Below are 17,666 nucleotides of genomic sequence, written 5' to 3' on the forward strand. Positions count from 1 at the left end.
TTATGCTAAAGAATGCCATAGATAATTTACTTATTAGTATTTCTCGTTTAATTGCTATTGATTCGGCGGGGGTGGCTATTGCAGAGATCGACCTTAGAGAGGGAGGAATTTTAATTGGTGGCGGGAATATTGGTAAAACGTCAATCCTCAATGCGATTCGGTTATTTTTATTACCAGAAGAAAACTTTAAAGATTCAAAAAACAAGTTTGGCTTTTCAGATAAAGAAGGCAACTTTTACTCCAATGATGAGTGTTTTGAACACTATTTTCCGAGTAGCACTAGCTTTTTGATTTTAGAGTGCGATAACTATTTAGGCGGCCCCATCCCTCACTGTCAGATACTCTATCGTGGTAGTTCAGAAAAACTTGATTATCGCCGGCTGTTTACCTCTCTAAGATATGAGCAAATACGCCACCTTTTTTGGGATGATAATGCTGGAGATGATGGAATTGGTGGACGAATCAATGATCTATCTCTCAGTAAAGTGCAGGCTTATCTTAAGAGTCATGATAAGCATTTCAAACCATTGGTACGTTCCTCTGCAATTAGAGATATTATTTACGCTAACCAACTACTCGATATTGATGCGATGCGTTTTTGTTTGTTTCCTCTTAATTCAACTAAAGATGCAGATGTTGATGCCTTTCGCGCGCTCGTTCGTTTGTTATTCGATATGAAGACTGGCTCGGATACGGTTCGTTTAGCCGTTGCCAATATTATTGAGTCCCGAAAAAAAGAACGTAAAGATGAGCTTAATTTCGATATTGATGCCTTTATTAATCATAACGAGAAGTTGTCACGCAGCGAGCTAACACTCAAAAAGATTGAAAGCCTAAGGCCCGTGTACGAAAAGCTTGTTTTGAGTCATCAACAATTAGTGAGCAATAAACATGCTGAAGATGCGTTGATGCAGTATGCCATGATGCTTGACAGCCGGATTACACACGAAAAGCAAATTCTTGAGCAAGAAGAGAAACGGCTAACGTTACAGAAAGGAAAGGTAAGCTCGGCTAAGAAAGCGTGTGATGGTACTCTTGATAAACAAAAGACGCTACAAGGTGAAATTAACGCACTGTCCCGTAGGCAGAAAAAGCTTGATGATACCGTACAAAAAACGAGTTTAATTGTTAATCAATATGATGAAAGCGAGACTATCGAATCAATTGTCTCAGGTCATCGTGGGCACTTAGCTGACAAAGAGCAAGCATTAGCATTAAAGCAAGATGCGCAGAAACGACAAACTGAATTGGAGGATCTCAAGCAGGAAGTTGGAAAACTTGAAGAGATGGAAGCTCTTTATTTGACTTCAATCAATGCTCAGGAATACAAGCTATTTAATCAGTTACCAGAAAGTGTTTGGATGAAATTAGCCGCTGTTAATCTTGAGATAGCGGAGTCTAACCCTACACGGCCTTTAACTTTGTCTGAACAACAAGCAATTAAATCTTTTACGGATTTGTTAGAGGAGCAAGAACAGCATTATACGCTCTGGGGACTAGAGCTTGAGCCAATTCAAGTGGACAATCGAGAATCAGATCAAATCCGCCTATCTAAGGTACAAGAGACATTAGAGCGCAAACGCAAGCGAATGTTGGACTTGAGCGCGATGGATAGTCAGTCTCGCTTTGAACGCGTTAAAGACATATCTGTACTTGAAACTGAAATTAAACGTACACGAAACGAAATCAGCTTGTTGCTTGCATACACCAATGACTCTCATCAGCTTACAGAGATTAATAAAGAACTGGCGGAAGCTGAACAAGCTCGTGATTCGTTAGGAAAACAGTTCAACACACAAAATGAACAGTTAGTACAAGAGAAGCTATTGGTTGAAGCGCAAACAGGCAAACTAACTGAGAAAAAAGAGCAGTTAGAAGAACTAAATGGTTATCAGGTTAGGGCTAAAGCGGAACTTCAAGCGCATCATCTGCCAGTAAGTGATTTTTCAGTCTTACCCGACCAAACTGTGGACTTGTCGGAAGAAACACTGCACAAACGAATTGAGAGTCTATATCGTAAGCGTCAAGCGAAGACAGATGTTACAGAGAGGCTTCAAGATTTCGTTAGAGAGCAAGTGTTAGAAAATGACGATAAGTTGATGCTTTCTCACCTTGATGATGAACTGCTAGAACATGCATTTCACCAGCTTCAAACGCGCTATCAAGGCCTAGATGAAGAGTTTGATATTTTGCGTAAACACTTTATTGAACATAAACACTCTGTTCACGCCATAATCAATGAGCTAAAAAATAATCGAGAAATGGTTCGCCAATTTGAGCAGAGTATCAATCGCGCGTTTCAGGGGGTAGTGATTAATGATTTGTCGCAAGTAGAAGCCAAAATCAAAGTGGAAGCTCGATTTGATGATTTGGTCAATGAAATAGAGTTTTTTGATACTCATTCTGATCAAAAAGCCTCTGAACAATTTATTGATCGTCTTAAGGCCTTTAGCAAAAAGTTTTTCCCAGAAGGCAAAGCTGCATTGTTAACGATGGAGCAGATAGTGTCTGGTATTTCATATCGAGTGAAAAAACAGGGACAAGAAGGCTGGGAGACTAAATCACAATCTACTTCGACCATTATGCTTATTAACATCAAACTGGTTGAAATATTACTTGGAAGATTGAGAAATAGCGCATGTTCCACTCAGTTTCCACTAGTTATTGACGAAGGAGCTTCGGTTGATAGCTCTCAATTTGATTGGCTGTTGCCGAATATGAAACAAGCCGGATTTAGAGTATTAAGTGCATCGACTAACTCTGCATCTAGTGAAATTATCTTTAAGTTTGGGCAGCACTTTCGATTAGACGCCATGCGCACAGCAACTCCTTATAGCAAAGCAAGAACCATTGCTTTTACTGGCATGCCAGAAGGCTTTGTGACAAAAGGAAGTCAGCTAGATAGAGAGCAGCTTGATATGTTTGGAGAAGCTGATGAGTGATCAACGCCTCCTAACTATCCCTACGTTTTCGATAATGCTTGAACATCACACCATCATGAGAGATGTGATTCGTACCATGGATGAGAGTGGTGAGCCTTATGTGAGAGAAGCGTCGTTTATTTCTAAATTGCACCGTTACATACAGGGGCAAAGCAAAGATAAACAGAAACAATTACGTACAGCCTTTTCTTCCGACAACTTGTTAGCTACCCATATTTTGGTGGACAAAGACGAGTTTGGTGGCGAGAGTCGCTTGATTTTTGATCGTGCGGTGATCGGAGTATTTCGTCTGTTTGATCGCAGTCTATTTCAAGACCTTACCGATGTGGCTCTTAAGATTCAGCTTGGAGGGATACGGTTACTCCTTGAAAAGCTTCAATCTGGAACCATGCTGTTTAGCAATAGTGACCTAGATTTCAAAGAGTTGATTGATGAGCTATTTCGTCAATTGAGCGAGCTGCTAAACAGCATCCGCCTGAACTTGGTCAAAATGCAGACTATCAACCAAGAGCTCAGCGATGCGAGTGAGCTTGCCGCCAAGTCTCATAATCCACAGGTATTTTCTGCTCTTCAGCAAGAGTCGATAGAAAAAATCTCTTTATTATTGTCTCGTCACATATTGCCAACTAGGCAGTTTTTAGATGAAAAAAGCCGTTTGAAAGATGGTCCGAACTTGTTTGAATGTCTGCAAAGCTTACGCAGTCAGTTCGATCAACATCAAGACTACCAGCGGGCTAATGCGATGTTAAGATATGAGGTGAGTTTTAATAGCTTTCATAAACAGATCAGCAAAGTTTCTCAATCGGTGGATCAGTTTTTGGCTCGTTCCAAAAAACGCCTTCAACAGTTTAATGCAATTGAAGGTGCTTTTAGTGAGCTGGTGAATGCATTAGATGCGACAAAACAAAACCTCAAGCGTAGCCAGATTGATGGGCAATTTGCTCGTGATAACGGAACTTTTATGGGGTTAATGCAGCAGGCTCGGCCAAAAGTGCTGCGTATCAGCAGTTCAGAAGCCTACTTAAACAACGTAGTGAGTGATATTGAAGCGCGAGTTGTGGATAGGAGTCTACTAGAGCATAGCTGTTATGTGGATTTAGTCAGCGTAAAAGATAATTCTACCGAGCAGAGGCTTGCGCGTGCAGAGCAGATCTTTGAGCTAGTCAAAAATATGAAAATGGCAGAGTATCAAGATCTTACTCTCTCACTACATCGTCGCCTTAAAGATTCTTTTTCTGACTATCACTTTGTTGATCTGTTGGAAGGTCTTAGCTTCATATTGCGAAGTGAAGCAATGCTTGATGGGCATGCAGTCAAAATGACCAACTTTCGCCAGCGTCTCGCACATGGCGACAATATTTATCTATACCGTAAAATTCGAACAGAGCGAGTAACTCAGCAATGACTCCATTTTCTCAAATCAACATGGTGAGAAGCCAGCAGATATACGCCACCTTTGTTAATGGCAAGGTGATTACCAAACAGATCTATGACCTTTATCAGCAAAGCTTTCTAGAGAGCCCTCTTTATACTGAACTTTACAACCATTTAGATCACTTTACCCAACTCTACCTTCATATCGGTTACACACTTAATTTCAATGTTGAAGGTGAGTTTTTCTATATTAGCCGCAGTGAAGCAGAAGAAGACGCCGACACGAATGCTACTAAAATTCAGGCAATGTTGTTGATTATTGCACGCTATTGGGTAGACAAAGGTTATGACCTCGATGATTTACTGACACCAGTAATTGGCCTCGGACGTACGGCATTAGAAGAGATTGCTGAACAAACGATTTATGATGATATTCGTCAAGCTCTCGGAATAGAGACATGGGATAAGGCCTTAAATTATCTCGCAGACAGAAACTTTCTCTATCAATGTGGTGATAAGCATTACATTTTGAGTTCAGCAGGCATGCATTTCCTTAATCTTCATGTTGAAAAGTACACACACGAGCAAGATTAGTTGGCTTTTGCTTTTATGGAAGGGCTAAGTTAGGTTGAAAATAGTTAGCTAACTTTCTGAATTAACTAAAAGTCTTAAACATAGTAGAATACTACTCTAGTTGCATTTAAGGCTTAACGCTGGGGTATTATTTACGGCACTTCAAGAAAAAACGTACGCTTTGAGCTTTAAACCCACTTAGGTATAGATTTTGGCTATTAATAAAAGCAGGGAATAAAAGTGGCTATATATTGTGGTAACAACAATTCTACTTATTTAATTGAAAATGCTAACGAATTTAAAGAGAAATGCCTTATTCAAGGTAAATCTCTTTTTACTGAGCACTCAGTGTGGAATTCATCAACAAACCAAGAGCTCATTGATTACTTCGTTGAAAACTTAGATGAAGGTGACGGTGACTTTTTTGAAAAGTTAGAAACTCAACTGGCAGATGCTTCCCCAGAAGCCAAAGTACTGGTGTCTGAAATGCTGTGGTTGATGTTTCTTTGCCCAAGCAATACTGGGCCTGAATCTAAACGTAACAGTATTGAAAGAGTATTTTCTTGGAGTGGATACGAGGTTAACACAAAGTCTAGGCAAAGGTTCCTTTCTGACAAAGCTTTAACCGGAATTGGTAGTGCTGGCACCGCATACAACACACTTCGCTGGCGTGAGCTTGTTTATGTTATCCGGTTGGTTGAAGCGTTGCTAAAGCTCTCTGACTTGGAGAGAAAAGAACTTTTGAAGGATGTTGAGCGCTTGCCTCAGTGGTTGGAGTCTATTCCAGAAAATGGCACGAGACAGTTTCGTCATATGTTTTTATATCTGCTGTTTCCAGAGGCCCATGAGCGTATCTTCGGTAACACGGACAGAAAGTCTATTTTAACAACTTTGGCCGATATATCGAGTGCCCAATATAACCGAATGCATACAAAAGATGCTGACGCTAAACTATTGGCACTAAGACAGTTATTTGAAGCTGAATATGGTACTCAAGAACTTGACTACTACGTCGAGCCGTTGCGTTCTAAATGGAAGGAACCTAAATCATTGTCCACTAATGAGGTCAACGATACAGTGCTGGAGTATAGCGTGAAGAGTAATGATAAACCTCAACCGCTTAATGCGATTCTCTATGGCCCTCCAGGCACAGGGAAGACTTACAACTCGATTAATAAAGCTTTAGAGATTGTTGACCCTGAGTTTTACCACCAACATAACGATGATCGAGTCGCTATCAAAAAACGATTCGATGAACTTCTAAACAGTAATCGTATTGGTTTTGTTACTTTCCATCAGAGTTTTAGTTATGAAGACTTTGTAGAAGGCTTGAAAGCGACGACAGAAAACAATCAAGTTAACTACGAAATCGAAGATGGTATTTTTAAACGCTTATGCGAATCTGCTCGTGCGAAATCAACAGTAAAAGAAGATCAAGATCATGTTGATATTAGTGGTCGTAAAATTTGGAAGATGTCGTTAGGTGATATCGCTGGTAATGACGCCTTTATCTATCAGCAATGTGTTGATAATGGCTATGTTCTTTTAGGTTATGGTGATGACATAAATTTCAAACAGGCAAGTGATCGTAAACAAGTCGCTCAAATTTATCGTGATAACGAAGTTGTTATTGAAAGTGAGAATAACAATTACTCAGTTACATCAGTTAACAAGTTTAAGAATGAGATGGCCATTGGTGACCTTATTGTAGTTTCAGACGGTAACCGTAAGTTCCGTGCTATTGCTGAAATTACAAGTGATTACTACTTCGATGACTCTGCGGTTGATGATGTTGGCTATTCTCAAGCAAGAAAAGTTACTTGGCGCAGAGTGTATGAGCCATCATTGCCGGTAGATGAATTGTTTAAAAAGAACTTGTCTCAAATGACTTTGTATCGTCTATACGATTCCACCATAGATACAGAGAAACTCCAAGCTATATTACAAGGTTGTGATGAAGCAAGTAATGTTGCGTCAGGACACACAATTGTTAGCAAAAGAATGTCGCCATCGAATCAAGCATCTTCTGATAAAAGAGTATTGATTATTGATGAAATCAACCGAGGTAATATTTCTAATATCTTTGGTGAGCTAATTACCTTGATTGAGCCTAGTAAGAGAGCTGGCGCTAAAGAAGCCCTATCAGTTAAGTTACCATACTCTAAAGAGATGTTTTCGGTTCCAGATAACTTACACATTATCGGTACGATGAATACAGCTGATAAGTCACTCGCTCAGATTGATATCGCATTACGCCGCCGTTTTCAGTTTGAAGAAATGATGACTAACTACGAACTGCTTGCAGAGATCCCATTAATTGATGGGATTGATATAGAGCAGATTGTTCGAGTCATTAATAAGCGAATAGAGTTACTGTATGACCGTGAGCACACGATAGGCCACAGCTTCTTTCTATCGCTAAAAGATAACCCGTCGATTGAACATCTGGCGGAAATTTTTGAATTACAGATCCTTCCGTTGCTGGAAGAGTATTTCTTTGAAAACTGGGAACGAGTAGCAATGGTATTGGGCGATCATCTTAAAACAGATGAAGGCTTACGCTTTGTTGTTGAGCAATTTGATGCGAACGAAATTGCTCAGTTGATGGGAGATGATTGGGACCAAGAGGGCATACAGCCTTATGTTAGAAACGATCACGCCTTTAAAGCCGCTGCAGCGTATATCGGTATCTATAATGTTTAGTAGGAATCATGACTCCGTGATTGTCGTTCGTGAATTCGGCTTGTTACTCAATGGTGGTAATGAGTCGAGTACCGACTGCCACTCAATACCCAGTAAAGCGTTTGAGTGGTTAATGGTTAACGGTCAAAGTAATAACCAAGATTCAGTTGATCTTATAAAGGTAAAAAAGCATGGTAGATCGATTGCTTTACAAGTGATCAATTATGTTGGTGTGTTAGAAACCCCTTGTGGTATTCGTATTGAGATTCATCCTAAGATATCAGATAAGCAAGACACTCAAGCTACCATGAAAGTGCTTCTTAAGATGCTTTCAACGGTTTATAAGCTTAACATGCATAGGTTTGAACATTCTTCTCTACAAACGTTAAACAGACCTCTATTTGAAGTATTGATTAGTTATTTCTTGAAAGAAGTTTCAAATATCATTCAGCAGGGTATCCGTAGTAGGTATACGAGAGTTCAAGATTGTAAGCCTTACTTAAAAGGTCAGCTACAAACTTCAAAGCAAATTAACCAAAGGCCTGGTTGTCTTAATAGTTTCCACATTTCTTACGATGAGTTTTCACCAGATAGAGCAGAAAATAGATTAATACGCTCTGCGCTTAATCAAGTGATAAAATGGTCTAAAAATAGCGATAACTTGCGTTTAGGTAGTGAATTACAATGTGCGCTTGATGATATCCCTTGCTCCAAAAATTATGCACTGGATTTTCGTCAGTGGTCCAAGGATCGTTCTCTTGTTCACTATCGCTCTGTAAAACCTTGGTGTAAGTTAATTTTGAATTACCAATCGCCAGTTTCACTATCGGGGCGACATAAGGGCATCTCAATGCTTTTCCCGATGGAGAGCCTATTTGAGCAATACGTAGCGATCAGGCTCGGAAAATCGCTTTCTCATGCACTCACGTTAAGAACTCAAGTAAGCAATTGCGCCCTAGTTACTCATACGCCCCGTAGCGGAAAGTCTCAAGAGTGGTTTAGGCTCAAGCCTGATATTGTTGTTTGGGATAAGACTTTGCATAAGCCGCTTTGTGTGGCCGATACCAAGTGGAAACGAATTAACGAGAAGCAAGCTACAGCTAAACACAAGTATGGTATTAGTCAATCTGACATGTATCAGATGTTTGCTTATGGTCAAAATTGTTTAGGCGGTTCAGGTGTGGTATATCTTATTTATCCGGCATACGAGGATTTTAATGAGTCTCTACCGCCATTTAAATTTGATAATCGTTTATCGGTTAAAGCTATTCCGTATGATCTTACAAACGATGAATGTGAGCTATTAAGTATGTAATAGCCAGAGCTATAGCTGTATTTATAGCGTTGGTGCTGAGTTTGACTGAGTATTTTTAATAAATATACTCTCCACTGTTTTTTAATAAAATATAGAAATTTCTCATCCTCAAACCATTAGAAGATCTAACTTAATGAATAAAAAACAAATTGAAGTCGTTGCTGCCGTGTTGATAAATGGTGGCCAGTTTCTGGCTGTTCAAAGGGGGGAGTCGAAGTTAAGTTATGTGAGTAAAAAGTGGGAGTTTCCCGGTGGTAAGGTTGAAGCTGGTGAAACACTTGTCGCTGCAATTACGAGAGAGCTTGAAGAAGAGTTAAGAATTACCATTGCAGAGCCTCAGTTTTTACTAACCGTTGAGCATAGTTATCCCGACTTTGATATTACAATGCACTGTTTCGTTGTTAATGTTCTGACACGTGAATTAGAGCTGACTGAGCATCTTGACTTTCGCTGGTTGAACAAAGATCAATTGTGGGATCTTGATTGGGCTGCTGCTGATGTAGCTGCGGTAGAGATGTTGAGTGTAACATTTTGATATCCAGCTATTATACCCAAGTACTAGGCGGTCACATTTAAATGAGCTTGATACTTGGGTATATTTCGAACTAACTACATTTTGTAACTGATATCTAATTAAACTCGCTACCGTATAAGACCAATTTATAGGCTAGTTATTTTTAATATCCAAATAGTTATATGTCTCTAAACCTATCTTTGTTTTAGATCGTTGACAGCAGCGATCAACCCAATTGAGAATGTTGGGGTATTTACTCATATCGATAACCGAATCAATATGATAAAAATTTCGAATCCAGATAATCCATGGGAACATAGCGATATCTGCAATCGAATACTCATCAGCGACAAGGTAGCGCTTACCCGTTAATTCCGACTCAATATAATCTAATACTTTGATACTTTCGTTTAGATAACGCTCTTTAGGGTAGGGATCTTTGACTTTATCTTTGGCATAGGTCGAAAAGTGACCGTAAGCACCAAATACGGTTCCCTCTGTACTTGCTTGGTAAAATAGCCATTCAATGGTTTGAGCGCGATGGAGAGGATCATTTGAGATAAGTTTATTAAATTTCTCTGCTAAGTAGAGCAAAATAGCGCAAGATTCACCAATAATTTGGGGATGCTCACTATCTTTCGATTTGTCTGCTAAGACCGGAATTTTATGGCGGGGATTAATTTTAGAAAAAGCTGCAGAGAACTGCTCGCCTTTTGTAATATCAATAGTGTGTAAATCATACATAACGCCCATTTCTTCCAATGCAACTGGAATTTTAATCCCATTGGGTGAACCTAATGTATATACCGTTAGATCTGACATGTGATCTCCTTAATAATGATTTAGGTATAAAAGGTGTATTAAGATTACATTATTTGTGACGAAATAAAAATGATATATCTGAAGTTATATATTGCTGAATTTAACGTTTAGTTCTAGAGCTAACTGGTTGAAATATAGATAAAGCTTCATTTCCTTCTTTGAATACTAAGAAATAGAATCAATCGCCTTAATTTCATATATGCCATTGATAATTATCAAGAGTAGCCGCAGGAATTTACCTCTATTATTCTGTTGAGAATGATTATCAATTAGGTGGGTTCATGAAATATTCAATAACATTGCTGACTTTACTGCCTTGTCTCTCTTATGGTAGCGAAGTAACAACGTTAGATGAAGTTTTGGTTGTTGATCACAATAGTGCGGTGTTACATCCAACTCGAATGGCGCAAGAAAAAATTATTCGAAATCAACCAGGAGGGGGAAGTTTAATTACAGATAAACCAATCATTAGTGCTCGCCCTGAAGATGCTTTGTCACAGCAAGCTGGCGTGGTGGTGCAAAGTTTTTCTGGCGGAAATGATCAAACGCGTTTAAGTGTACGTGGTTCTGGTATTCAAAGTTTTCCACCTACTCGCGGGTTAGCTATTTTCCAAAATGGTTTCCCAATTAATGATGCGGATGGCTCGTTTAATTTAGGTCTAGTCAATTTTTCAAACACACAGTTTATCTCAGTGCTACGTGGTGCCAATGCTCTGCGTTCGGCAACCTCAAGCTTGGGCGGTGAAATTGAGCTCTTTTCAAATCAAGGCCGTCAAAATAATCAGGTTTCTTATCAATTAGGTAGTTTCGGCCGCCAAAATACTTTTGCGACAGTCGGGGGCGAAAACAGTGATGGCGATATTAATCTGAGCGCTAATTTAGATGATTATGACGGCTATCGAACTCAATCATCTTCCCATCGAAAAGGTTTGTCGCTTAACTCAACGTATTTTTTATCAGACCATTTATCAAACAGCTTATACGTAGATTTAGCAAAGTTACGGTTCAATATTCCCGGCCCTTTGAGTAAAGATCAGCTAGAAGATGACCCAACACAAGCGAACCCTATGTATGCGAAAGCAAAGCCGTTTCGTCATTTAGAAAATATTCGAATAGGTGATCGACTCTCTTTTGCTCAAGGTCAGCAACGCTACGATCTGCAATTGTGGTATAGCCATACATTTGATGATTTCAAAACGCCAATGAGCCGTTATATCAGTCATATTAATACATACGGTTCTTCTCTATCTGCTGATATTAAGCTAAATGATCAACACCATTTAACTTCTTATCTTTCTTTTGATCAAAGTGATATTGATAGGTCGTTTTATGCTAAAAATAACGCATCCATGGGTGTATATAACCTTACTGCTAATAACCTACGATTTAATGTTCGAGATCATTATCAGATTGATCGGAACTTTTCTGTTATAGCGGGAACCGATTTTGCTTTATCTCATCGTAATGGCGAAAGTAAACATCAAAATCTGGACCAACTCTATCGAACTTTTGCCCCTAAAATTGGTGCTTTATATCAATGGAATGCAGCAAATACGCTGTTTACTAATGTCAGTTATAGTGCTGAGGTGCCAACATTTTGGGATATTCAAGATACTAAGGGTCAAAACGTAATACTTAAGCCTTTAGAGCAGCAAAAAGCCACCACGTATGAAATTGGTGCTCGTGGTTCACTGTTGGATAGTTGGTATTATGATTTAGCCATTTATCATGCCATTGTCGATAATGAAATTGTCTTAACGTACGATGATTCTGGTACTCAAATGGGGGCTTTCAACTACCAAGGAACCTCTTGGCATCAAGGTGTTGAATTGGCTCTTAATAAAACACAGCATTTTGGCAGTACGGAGCTAGATTATAACTTAACCTGGACTTTTAACCGCTACACGTTCCAAAGTGGGTTATATCAGGGTAAACATTTACCTACAATTCCTGACCATATTATTACGGCGCAAATAAAAGCGAAGCATGGCAAATTTGGTGCTGGAGCCGATATGAATTATGTCCCAACCTCGACACCTGTTGATTATGTTAATAGTGGACGCCAAGAGCTTGATCCATATTTAATTGTGAATGTTGGTGTTGATTATCAACCTATTACTGACCTGACATTGTGGGCTAAAGTCGACAATATTTTAGATGAGAATTATGCCGCGATGTCGGTTGCCCGTGATAAAGTCGGTTCTAGTAAGCAGCCTACGCAATTCCCTGGGTTAGGTCGTAGTGTCAATATTGGTTTTCAATATAAATATTGATCCGTCTTAAAATAATAGGAATTCATGGCCGAAGAGTTATCTCTTTGGCTGTGGCCTATAGATTCCAAATTAAAACGTTATGAATAAAAAAATAATTGGTTTTTGTTTTGCTTTCATATTAGGGCTTAATCCTGTCAATGCCTTAGCAATTACCGTGACTGATATGATGCAAAACCAAGTTTCAATTGATTCTCCGCCCAAACGAGCCGCTATTGCAACCGTACCCATAGCTTCTTTGCTTATTAGTTTAACGGATCAACCTGAGCATTTAGTTGGAGTCCATCCTTTTGTTAAAGAGACATTACTTGATGGCACGCTTGGGCAACATTATCCTCAATTACATACACTAAAAACCGATGTTATCGCACGTAATTTTACACCAAATATTGAGGCTCTCTTAGCTTTGCATGTGGATCTTGTCGTTCAGTGGGGGCATCTTAATCCTAAATTATATAAACGGCTACAGGCAGCTCAGATTCCAACAATTACGCTACTATATGGCACAGAACATTATAGTCAGCAGTGGATTACAATCATGGGAGAAATATCAGGACAGTCTGATAAAGCGTCTCACTTGTTGACCCAACGTAAAGCATGGATTGAGAAACTCCAACAACAACAGCAAAGATATCAAACCAAACCTAAAGTACTTTATTTGTCTTCTTGCAAAGGCAGTCGCTGTTTTTCCATGAGTGGAAACTCCAATGTTCAATTTGATATTGAACTGGCTGGTGGCATTAATTTAACCCAAGATATTCATACTCAACAAAATACCAGTATTAATATGGAACAAATTATTGAGTGGGACCCAGATATTATTCTATTGGGTAACTTTGATAAAAACTTTATGCGGCAAGATATTGAGAAAAATGCACTGCTATCTTATACCACTGCGGCTAAAAAACATCAGATATATAAAATACCGCAAGCTGGCTTTATTTGGGATGTTCCAAGCCATGAAAACCCTGCTTATTGGCTCTGGCTCAGTGCTATTTTTCATCCATCGGCTCCAATTAAACTAACGACGATTGATCTTAAACAGATGATAAAGCAGTGGTACGGTATTGAATTAACCCCACAGGATATTAAGGCAATTTTAAAAACAGATATAAATCGTTACGATGCGATATTACAGTTTGATCGTTAATGGATGAATAAGAATATAGTGTTCAAAAAGAGAAAAGTAACAGGCTCAGTTATTATTAGCTGGGTCTGTTACTTTTGTTATTGATAAATCAGATAGTCTTTTTAGATATTATTTTTTATTTAGTTCACAGGAGGATTTGGTTTTTCGGTGTATGTCTTTGCACATAAATAACGACTTTCTACCAAATCATCTAGCATGATCATTGCGCCTGATTCGGCAATAAACTGCATGACTTTGGTTGGATTTTTCACAATTAAACCACTAATTTCATCAATGCCATAATCAAAAAGAATAGGACATAAAGGCGCACTAGGGCCGACAAGTAGATGATGTGGGACATTACGGCTGCTACATAAAATAGGCTCTAAACTACCATTCATTAATGTTTGAGCTGTTATTGCTAATTGTTGCGCAGTTTGAAAAGCCATTGGTGCATCTTCAACCGCAATATCTCCAGGTCTGGGTTCCCGTTCAATAATTTTCGCGCTAGGCAATCGTTGCTGAACAGAACGAAAACCGCCAATGATGACTAAGCCATTCCCTGGAGGTGTAATCGCAGAAAATCCGCCAGTATGGTTAAAATGATACGGGTTATCAATTCTATTCCAATAAGCGTTGATGGCTGCCAGACCGAGAGCTCGACATAAAGGGTCGAATGAACAGAAGTATTGTGCTAGTTGAGCCAGTGTTTTTCCAGCAAAGCCTTCTTTAGGACGAATTGTGCGGGCTCCTTCTGTTCCTCGTTCTGGACTGCGAGCAATACCACATAAATTACCTGCTTTCACGAAAACCCAGTTAAAACCAAAAAGAACGCTATCTACAACGATGGAGTTTGGAATACTAGCTGCTAGTGCTTGTTCAAGTTGTCCGCCGCCAATAGCCTGAATAATGGCGAAAGGATCGGGTGTGATCCCGTGATGATTGATGGCGAATTCTAAGCTTGAACAAGTAAGGATTGTGACAGGGTAACCCAATGGTGTTGTATTGATTGTGAATAGATCATCTTGAGAAGAGAGCTCCCATCCTGTTTGTTGTAGTTGTTTAATCGCAGAGGTAAAGCAGATGGTTTTTTCTGAAGAAGAGGTATCTACGTAAAGTGTGTAATGATCCTGGCAGAAGGTAAGGGAATTTTGAGATATCTGCATGTAGAGCCTATGGTTATGTTTTGGAATGACTAAAAGTGATGAGACTAAAAACGGGCAAGATTCCCGTTTTTAGTTAAAAAGAAATGTAAATTATTGATTGTCTTTTAATAGATGAAGTAAAAATTTAAGGGGCTTTGTCGCTTGAATACTGTGTGGCATTTTAGCATCCATGATGGCCCATGAACCGGGAGTCATAGTGCGAGGCTCTTGATCAAAAGTGAAGATACATTCCCCTTCTAGTACTTGAACAATTGCTGGGCTTGATGCTGTATGCTCGGTCATTTCTTCATTTTCAGCAAAACCAAAGATAACAGCTCGAACTTTATCTCCTTGATATAGAGGGCGAGAGGTGATGCCTACACGAGGAATTTCGATTTCTTCAAGCAGATTTTCATAAAGGGTGTAGTTAAACATTAAGTTGTTCCTTCTTTTTAACAACAAAAGTAATGGCGGCTATATTTCGGCCATGTTCACGGAAGATATTTCGCATGGATAAAACTCGTCTTCTGACATCAGGTTTTAACACTAAATTTTTGAAAATTTTTATACATCCTATGATGCCTTCATCTTGTATCATTCGAGTTGGCTCAAGCAGATGCATAGGTGCCATAGCTTCATATTCAATATCAAAGCCACACTCTTGAATTAATTGACGCCACTCTCTAGCGGTTAATGGTTTCGCTGGGTGTTGAATGGCTTCGGTCAATGATTTTTGAATATCTCGTTGTCGATGAGGTGCAATATCATCAGGCGTTATACACATTTCATGAATACCAAACCGGCCATGTGTTTTAAGAAGACGATACGCTTCGATCATTATTTGTTTTTTTCGTGCAGTCGTTTGCATGGTTAGCATTGCTTCACAATAGACGACTGTTGCTATTTCCGAATGTAATGTCGAATCTTGAGCACTATTAACATGGCAGATTTGGTTCTTACCGTTAAGATAAGAACGAACAATCTCAGCTGCGTGTTCGTTTTGCTCTACTGCCGTATACGTTTTTGGCTGTTTTGCTAAAGTCATCTTAGCGGTTAATCCAACACCCGGAGCAAATTCAATAACCTCATCAATAGCCGTAATATTGAGCTCATTTAACATCTTATTGGTTAGTTCAAGCCCTCCTGGACGTAGTACTGTTTTTCCAATTTGAGCAAGTACCCAATGACCCGGTCTCTTTGTTATTTGATGATTTTCGCCCGGCATCGTAAGTTTGTTCGGCATCGTGTTTTCCTATCTAGTGAAAAATAATAGGAACAAACAGTAATAGCAGGGATACAAAACTTACCCAGCGGAAAGTTACGCTAATCTCATCCATAAAAAGTTCCTTATAAATATTGCATCTCAAATGATAATCATTATCATACAATGATGTATTTAAAATATATCTTGATAATTATCAAGTAAGGAAGGGTATGATGAGTTTTTCAATTATCTCTTTACTGAATAAAACGCAGTTAGAGAAACTGGCATCCCATCAAGAGAAACTCATTTGTCATACGGGATCGATACTTTTCCATCAAGGTGATGAGGCGAATCGAATGTATGTCATAGAGAAAGGCAAAGTTATCCTTTATCGTTTGATGCCTAATGGCGAAGAGAAAGTGTTTAACGTTTTTCTTGCGGGAGATGTTATTGCTGAAATGGCTTTGTTTATGTCGCCTCGTCAATATCCAATGACGGCTCGAATAGAACAAGATTCGGTTTTATTGGCTTATCAACATAACGATGTGAAGCAATTGGTTTCTGAGACCCCTGAACTTGCTGTTCGCGTAATGGAATATATGACTAATAAAATTCATAGCTTAGTTAATGATGTTAATATCTTAACGCAGGTCAATGCTAATCAACGTTTTGTTATGAAATTAGCTGAGATATATAAGAAACAAGGGCTAAAAACCGACAAAATTAATCTATTAACAACTAAAAAATTATTAGCTACTCAGTTAGGTATGACCCCGGAGACATTATCACGAGCGATTAAGCGGTTAAAAAATGAAGGACAAATAGTTGAAAGTGGAAACAGTTTGAAGATTGTGGATATTTCAGAACTCTGTCGCTCTGTTGAGTTAACTCCCGATATTTTTGAATAGGTGTTATATACTTAATTGTCGGGAACTATTTTGATATTAAGAGAAGGTGCATTAAAATTCGACCTTCTCAATATTATCATCTTAATAGTTAAGTGTTATCTATTAACTTTTATCGATTAAATTTTAATAAAATAGCTTTTTTTCTATATCATCAATGTTAAATATTACCTTTAATTCATTAAGTGTTTGATATAGTAGATTGCCAATATATTTATAAAAATAAGTTTGTGATTTTTCAATAACTAAGTGACAAAATCGTTCGCTCCATGGTAGAAGATATTGACTTAGAATTGTTCTAATACTGTGATAATAGAAATCTATATTTAGATTATCATCTTTTAATTTATACCATAAAGTTGAAATTACAGAAATCATTAAACCAATATGATCATATGGTTGTTGTTCCGTAAGATTAAATTGAAAGTGTTGCTGTTCTAAAAAATCCAACCATTGATAGGTTGATTCTCTTAATAATAAATTTTCTTCATTGAGGTATATTGAACCCCATGGTGGTGCTAATGGCATACCTAAACCAACAAATAGAGATAAATGATCTAATTGTATATTGTCAATGTCATTATTTAAATTTATCAATTTATTTTGTAATGATAATCTAATATTAAGTTTATTTTGTAAATATAGTAAAATTCCACTATCTTCAATTTCTGATAATAGTAATGATGTTGGTTCAAAATAGAGTGCTTGATAAAGTAACTTTAAGGTGATCTCTATATCAGAATAATCTAGTTTGTTTTGCTTTATTTGATTTTTATTCATATCTGTTGTCT

14 protein-coding genes are annotated in these 17,666 nt (G+C 38.3%); 9 read left to right on the forward strand and 5 right to left on the reverse strand.

Annotated elements, in window-relative coordinates; translation table 11 throughout:
* The first annotated feature begins 2 nt into the window (after positions 1-2).
* The 6 genes from CTN07_RS08505 to CTN07_RS08530 all read left to right on the forward strand — a co-directional run bounded on the left by CTN07_RS08505 (position 3) and on the right by CTN07_RS08530 (position 9,421).
* The gene (locus tag CTN07_RS08505; protein ID WP_005305514.1) at positions 3-2,942 is read left to right on the forward strand and encodes a coiled-coil domain-containing protein; all 2,940 of its coding nucleotides are present in this window, start codon (positions 3-5) and stop codon (positions 2,940-2,942) included.
* The gene (locus tag CTN07_RS08510) at positions 2,935-4,347 is read left to right on the forward strand and encodes a hypothetical protein (RefSeq protein ID WP_005305510.1); all 1,413 of its coding nucleotides are present in this window, start codon (positions 2,935-2,937) and stop codon (positions 4,345-4,347) included. Before CTN07_RS08505 ends, CTN07_RS08510 begins: the two co-directional genes overlap by 8 nt.
* On the forward strand, positions 4,344-4,910 hold the full coding sequence (locus CTN07_RS08515; protein ID WP_005305507.1) for a condensin complex protein MksE: 567 nt from the start codon (positions 4,344-4,346) through the stop codon (positions 4,908-4,910). The genes CTN07_RS08510 and CTN07_RS08515 overlap by 4 nt, the downstream gene beginning before the upstream one ends.
* A gap of 219 nt (positions 4,911-5,129) precedes the next feature.
* On the forward strand, positions 5,130-7,592 hold the full coding sequence (locus CTN07_RS08520; protein ID WP_005305504.1) for a DUF8426 domain-containing protein: 2,463 nt from the start codon (positions 5,130-5,132) through the stop codon (positions 7,590-7,592).
* Positions 7,585-8,886 (forward strand): McrC family protein, encoded by a 1,302-nt coding sequence (locus CTN07_RS08525; protein ID WP_036765762.1) that lies wholly within the window; start codon positions 7,585-7,587, stop codon positions 8,884-8,886. Before CTN07_RS08520 ends, CTN07_RS08525 begins: the two co-directional genes overlap by 8 nt.
* Positions 8,887-9,019: 133 nt before the next feature.
* Positions 9,020-9,421, forward strand: coding sequence for a (deoxy)nucleoside triphosphate pyrophosphohydrolase (locus tag CTN07_RS08530; protein WP_036765760.1), 402 nt, complete (start codon positions 9,020-9,022; stop codon positions 9,419-9,421).
* A gap of 132 nt (positions 9,422-9,553) precedes the next feature.
* On the opposite strand, the gene CTN07_RS08535 is transcribed toward CTN07_RS08530, so the two are convergent.
* The gene (locus CTN07_RS08535; protein ID WP_005305496.1) at positions 9,554-10,222 is read right to left on the reverse strand and encodes a glutathione S-transferase C-terminal domain-containing protein; all 669 of its coding nucleotides are present in this window, start codon (positions 10,220-10,222) and stop codon (positions 9,554-9,556) included.
* Between the two features lie 281 nt (positions 10,223-10,503).
* On the opposite strand from CTN07_RS08535, the gene CTN07_RS08540 reads away from it, so the two are divergent.
* Both CTN07_RS08540 and CTN07_RS08545 read left to right on the forward strand, forming a co-directional pair.
* Positions 10,504-12,495, forward strand: coding sequence for a TonB-dependent receptor family protein (locus CTN07_RS08540; RefSeq protein ID WP_005305494.1), 1,992 nt, complete (start codon positions 10,504-10,506; stop codon positions 12,493-12,495).
* A gap of 79 nt (positions 12,496-12,574) precedes the next feature.
* Positions 12,575-13,642 carry an ABC transporter substrate-binding protein gene (locus CTN07_RS08545; RefSeq protein ID WP_005305491.1) on the forward strand — a complete coding sequence of 356 codons (1,068 nt, stop codon included), beginning with the start codon at positions 12,575-12,577 and terminating at the stop codon, positions 13,640-13,642.
* A gap of 119 nt (positions 13,643-13,761) precedes the next feature.
* Here CTN07_RS08545 and CTN07_RS08550 read toward each other — a convergent pair whose 3' ends face one another.
* The 3 genes from CTN07_RS08550 to CTN07_RS08560 all read right to left on the reverse strand — a co-directional run bounded on the left by CTN07_RS08550 (position 13,762) and on the right by CTN07_RS08560 (position 16,009).
* Complete coding sequence (locus CTN07_RS08550; protein WP_005305488.1) at positions 13,762-14,787, reverse strand: Rossmann-like domain-containing protein; 1,026 nt, start codon at positions 14,785-14,787, stop codon at positions 13,762-13,764.
* A gap of 90 nt (positions 14,788-14,877) precedes the next feature.
* Positions 14,878-15,201, reverse strand: coding sequence for a cupin domain-containing protein (locus CTN07_RS08555; RefSeq protein WP_005305485.1), 324 nt, complete (start codon positions 15,199-15,201; stop codon positions 14,878-14,880).
* Complete coding sequence (locus CTN07_RS08560; RefSeq protein WP_005305482.1) at positions 15,194-16,009, reverse strand: methyltransferase domain-containing protein; 816 nt, start codon at positions 16,007-16,009, stop codon at positions 15,194-15,196. The genes CTN07_RS08555 and CTN07_RS08560 overlap by 8 nt, the downstream gene beginning before the upstream one ends.
* Positions 16,010-16,203: 194 nt before the next feature.
* Between CTN07_RS08560 and CTN07_RS08565 the strand changes: the two genes are divergently transcribed.
* Entirely contained in the window at positions 16,204-16,878 is a 675-nt protein-coding gene (locus CTN07_RS08565) for a Crp/Fnr family transcriptional regulator (RefSeq protein ID WP_036765757.1), read from the forward strand.
* A 123-nt stretch (positions 16,879-17,001) separates the two neighbouring features.
* Here the strand turns inward: CTN07_RS08565 and CTN07_RS08570 are convergent, their stop codons facing one another.
* Positions 17,002-17,655, reverse strand: coding sequence for a TorD/DmsD family molecular chaperone (locus CTN07_RS08570; protein WP_005305476.1), 654 nt, complete (start codon positions 17,653-17,655; stop codon positions 17,002-17,004).
* Positions 17,656-17,666: the final 11 nt, after the last annotated feature.

Origin of the sequence: Photobacterium damselae (genome assembly GCF_003026815.1) — a bacterium.
In the GTDB taxonomy this organism is placed as follows: domain Bacteria; phylum Pseudomonadota; class Gammaproteobacteria; order Enterobacterales; family Vibrionaceae; genus Photobacterium; species Photobacterium damselae.

Bases quoted from the DNA above. Each gene is read 5' to 3' on its own strand.
- CTN07_RS08530 (WP_036765760.1), top strand. From the start codon at position 9,020: ATGAATAAAAAACAAATTGAAGTCGTTGCTGCCGTGTTGATAAATGGT.
- CTN07_RS08535 (WP_005305496.1), bottom strand. From the start codon at position 10,222: ATGTCAGATCTAACGGTATATACATTAGGTTCACCCAATGGGATTAAA.
- CTN07_RS08510 (WP_005305510.1), top strand. From the start codon at position 2,935: ATGAGTGATCAACGCCTCCTAACTATCCCTACGTTTTCGATAATGCTT.
- CTN07_RS08515 (WP_005305507.1), top strand. From the start codon at position 4,344: ATGACTCCATTTTCTCAAATCAACATGGTGAGAAGCCAGCAGATATAC.
- CTN07_RS08560 (WP_005305482.1), bottom strand. From the start codon at position 16,009: ATGCCGAACAAACTTACGATGCCGGGCGAAAATCATCAAATAACAAAG.
- CTN07_RS08550 (WP_005305488.1), bottom strand. From the start codon at position 14,787: ATGCAGATATCTCAAAATTCCCTTACCTTCTGCCAGGATCATTACACA.
- CTN07_RS08545 (WP_005305491.1), top strand. From the start codon at position 12,575: ATGAATAAAAAAATAATTGGTTTTTGTTTTGCTTTCATATTAGGGCTT.
- CTN07_RS08565 (WP_036765757.1), top strand. From the start codon at position 16,204: ATGAGTTTTTCAATTATCTCTTTACTGAATAAAACGCAGTTAGAGAAA.
- CTN07_RS08525 (WP_036765762.1), top strand. From the start codon at position 7,585: ATGTTTAGTAGGAATCATGACTCCGTGATTGTCGTTCGTGAATTCGGC.
- CTN07_RS08570 (WP_005305476.1), bottom strand. From the start codon at position 17,655: ATGAATAAAAATCAAATAAAGCAAAACAAACTAGATTATTCTGATATA.
- CTN07_RS08505 (WP_005305514.1), top strand. From the start codon at position 3: ATGCTAAAGAATGCCATAGATAATTTACTTATTAGTATTTCTCGTTTA.
- CTN07_RS08540 (WP_005305494.1), top strand. From the start codon at position 10,504: ATGAAATATTCAATAACATTGCTGACTTTACTGCCTTGTCTCTCTTAT.
- CTN07_RS08555 (WP_005305485.1), bottom strand. From the start codon at position 15,201: ATGTTTAACTACACCCTTTATGAAAATCTGCTTGAAGAAATCGAAATT.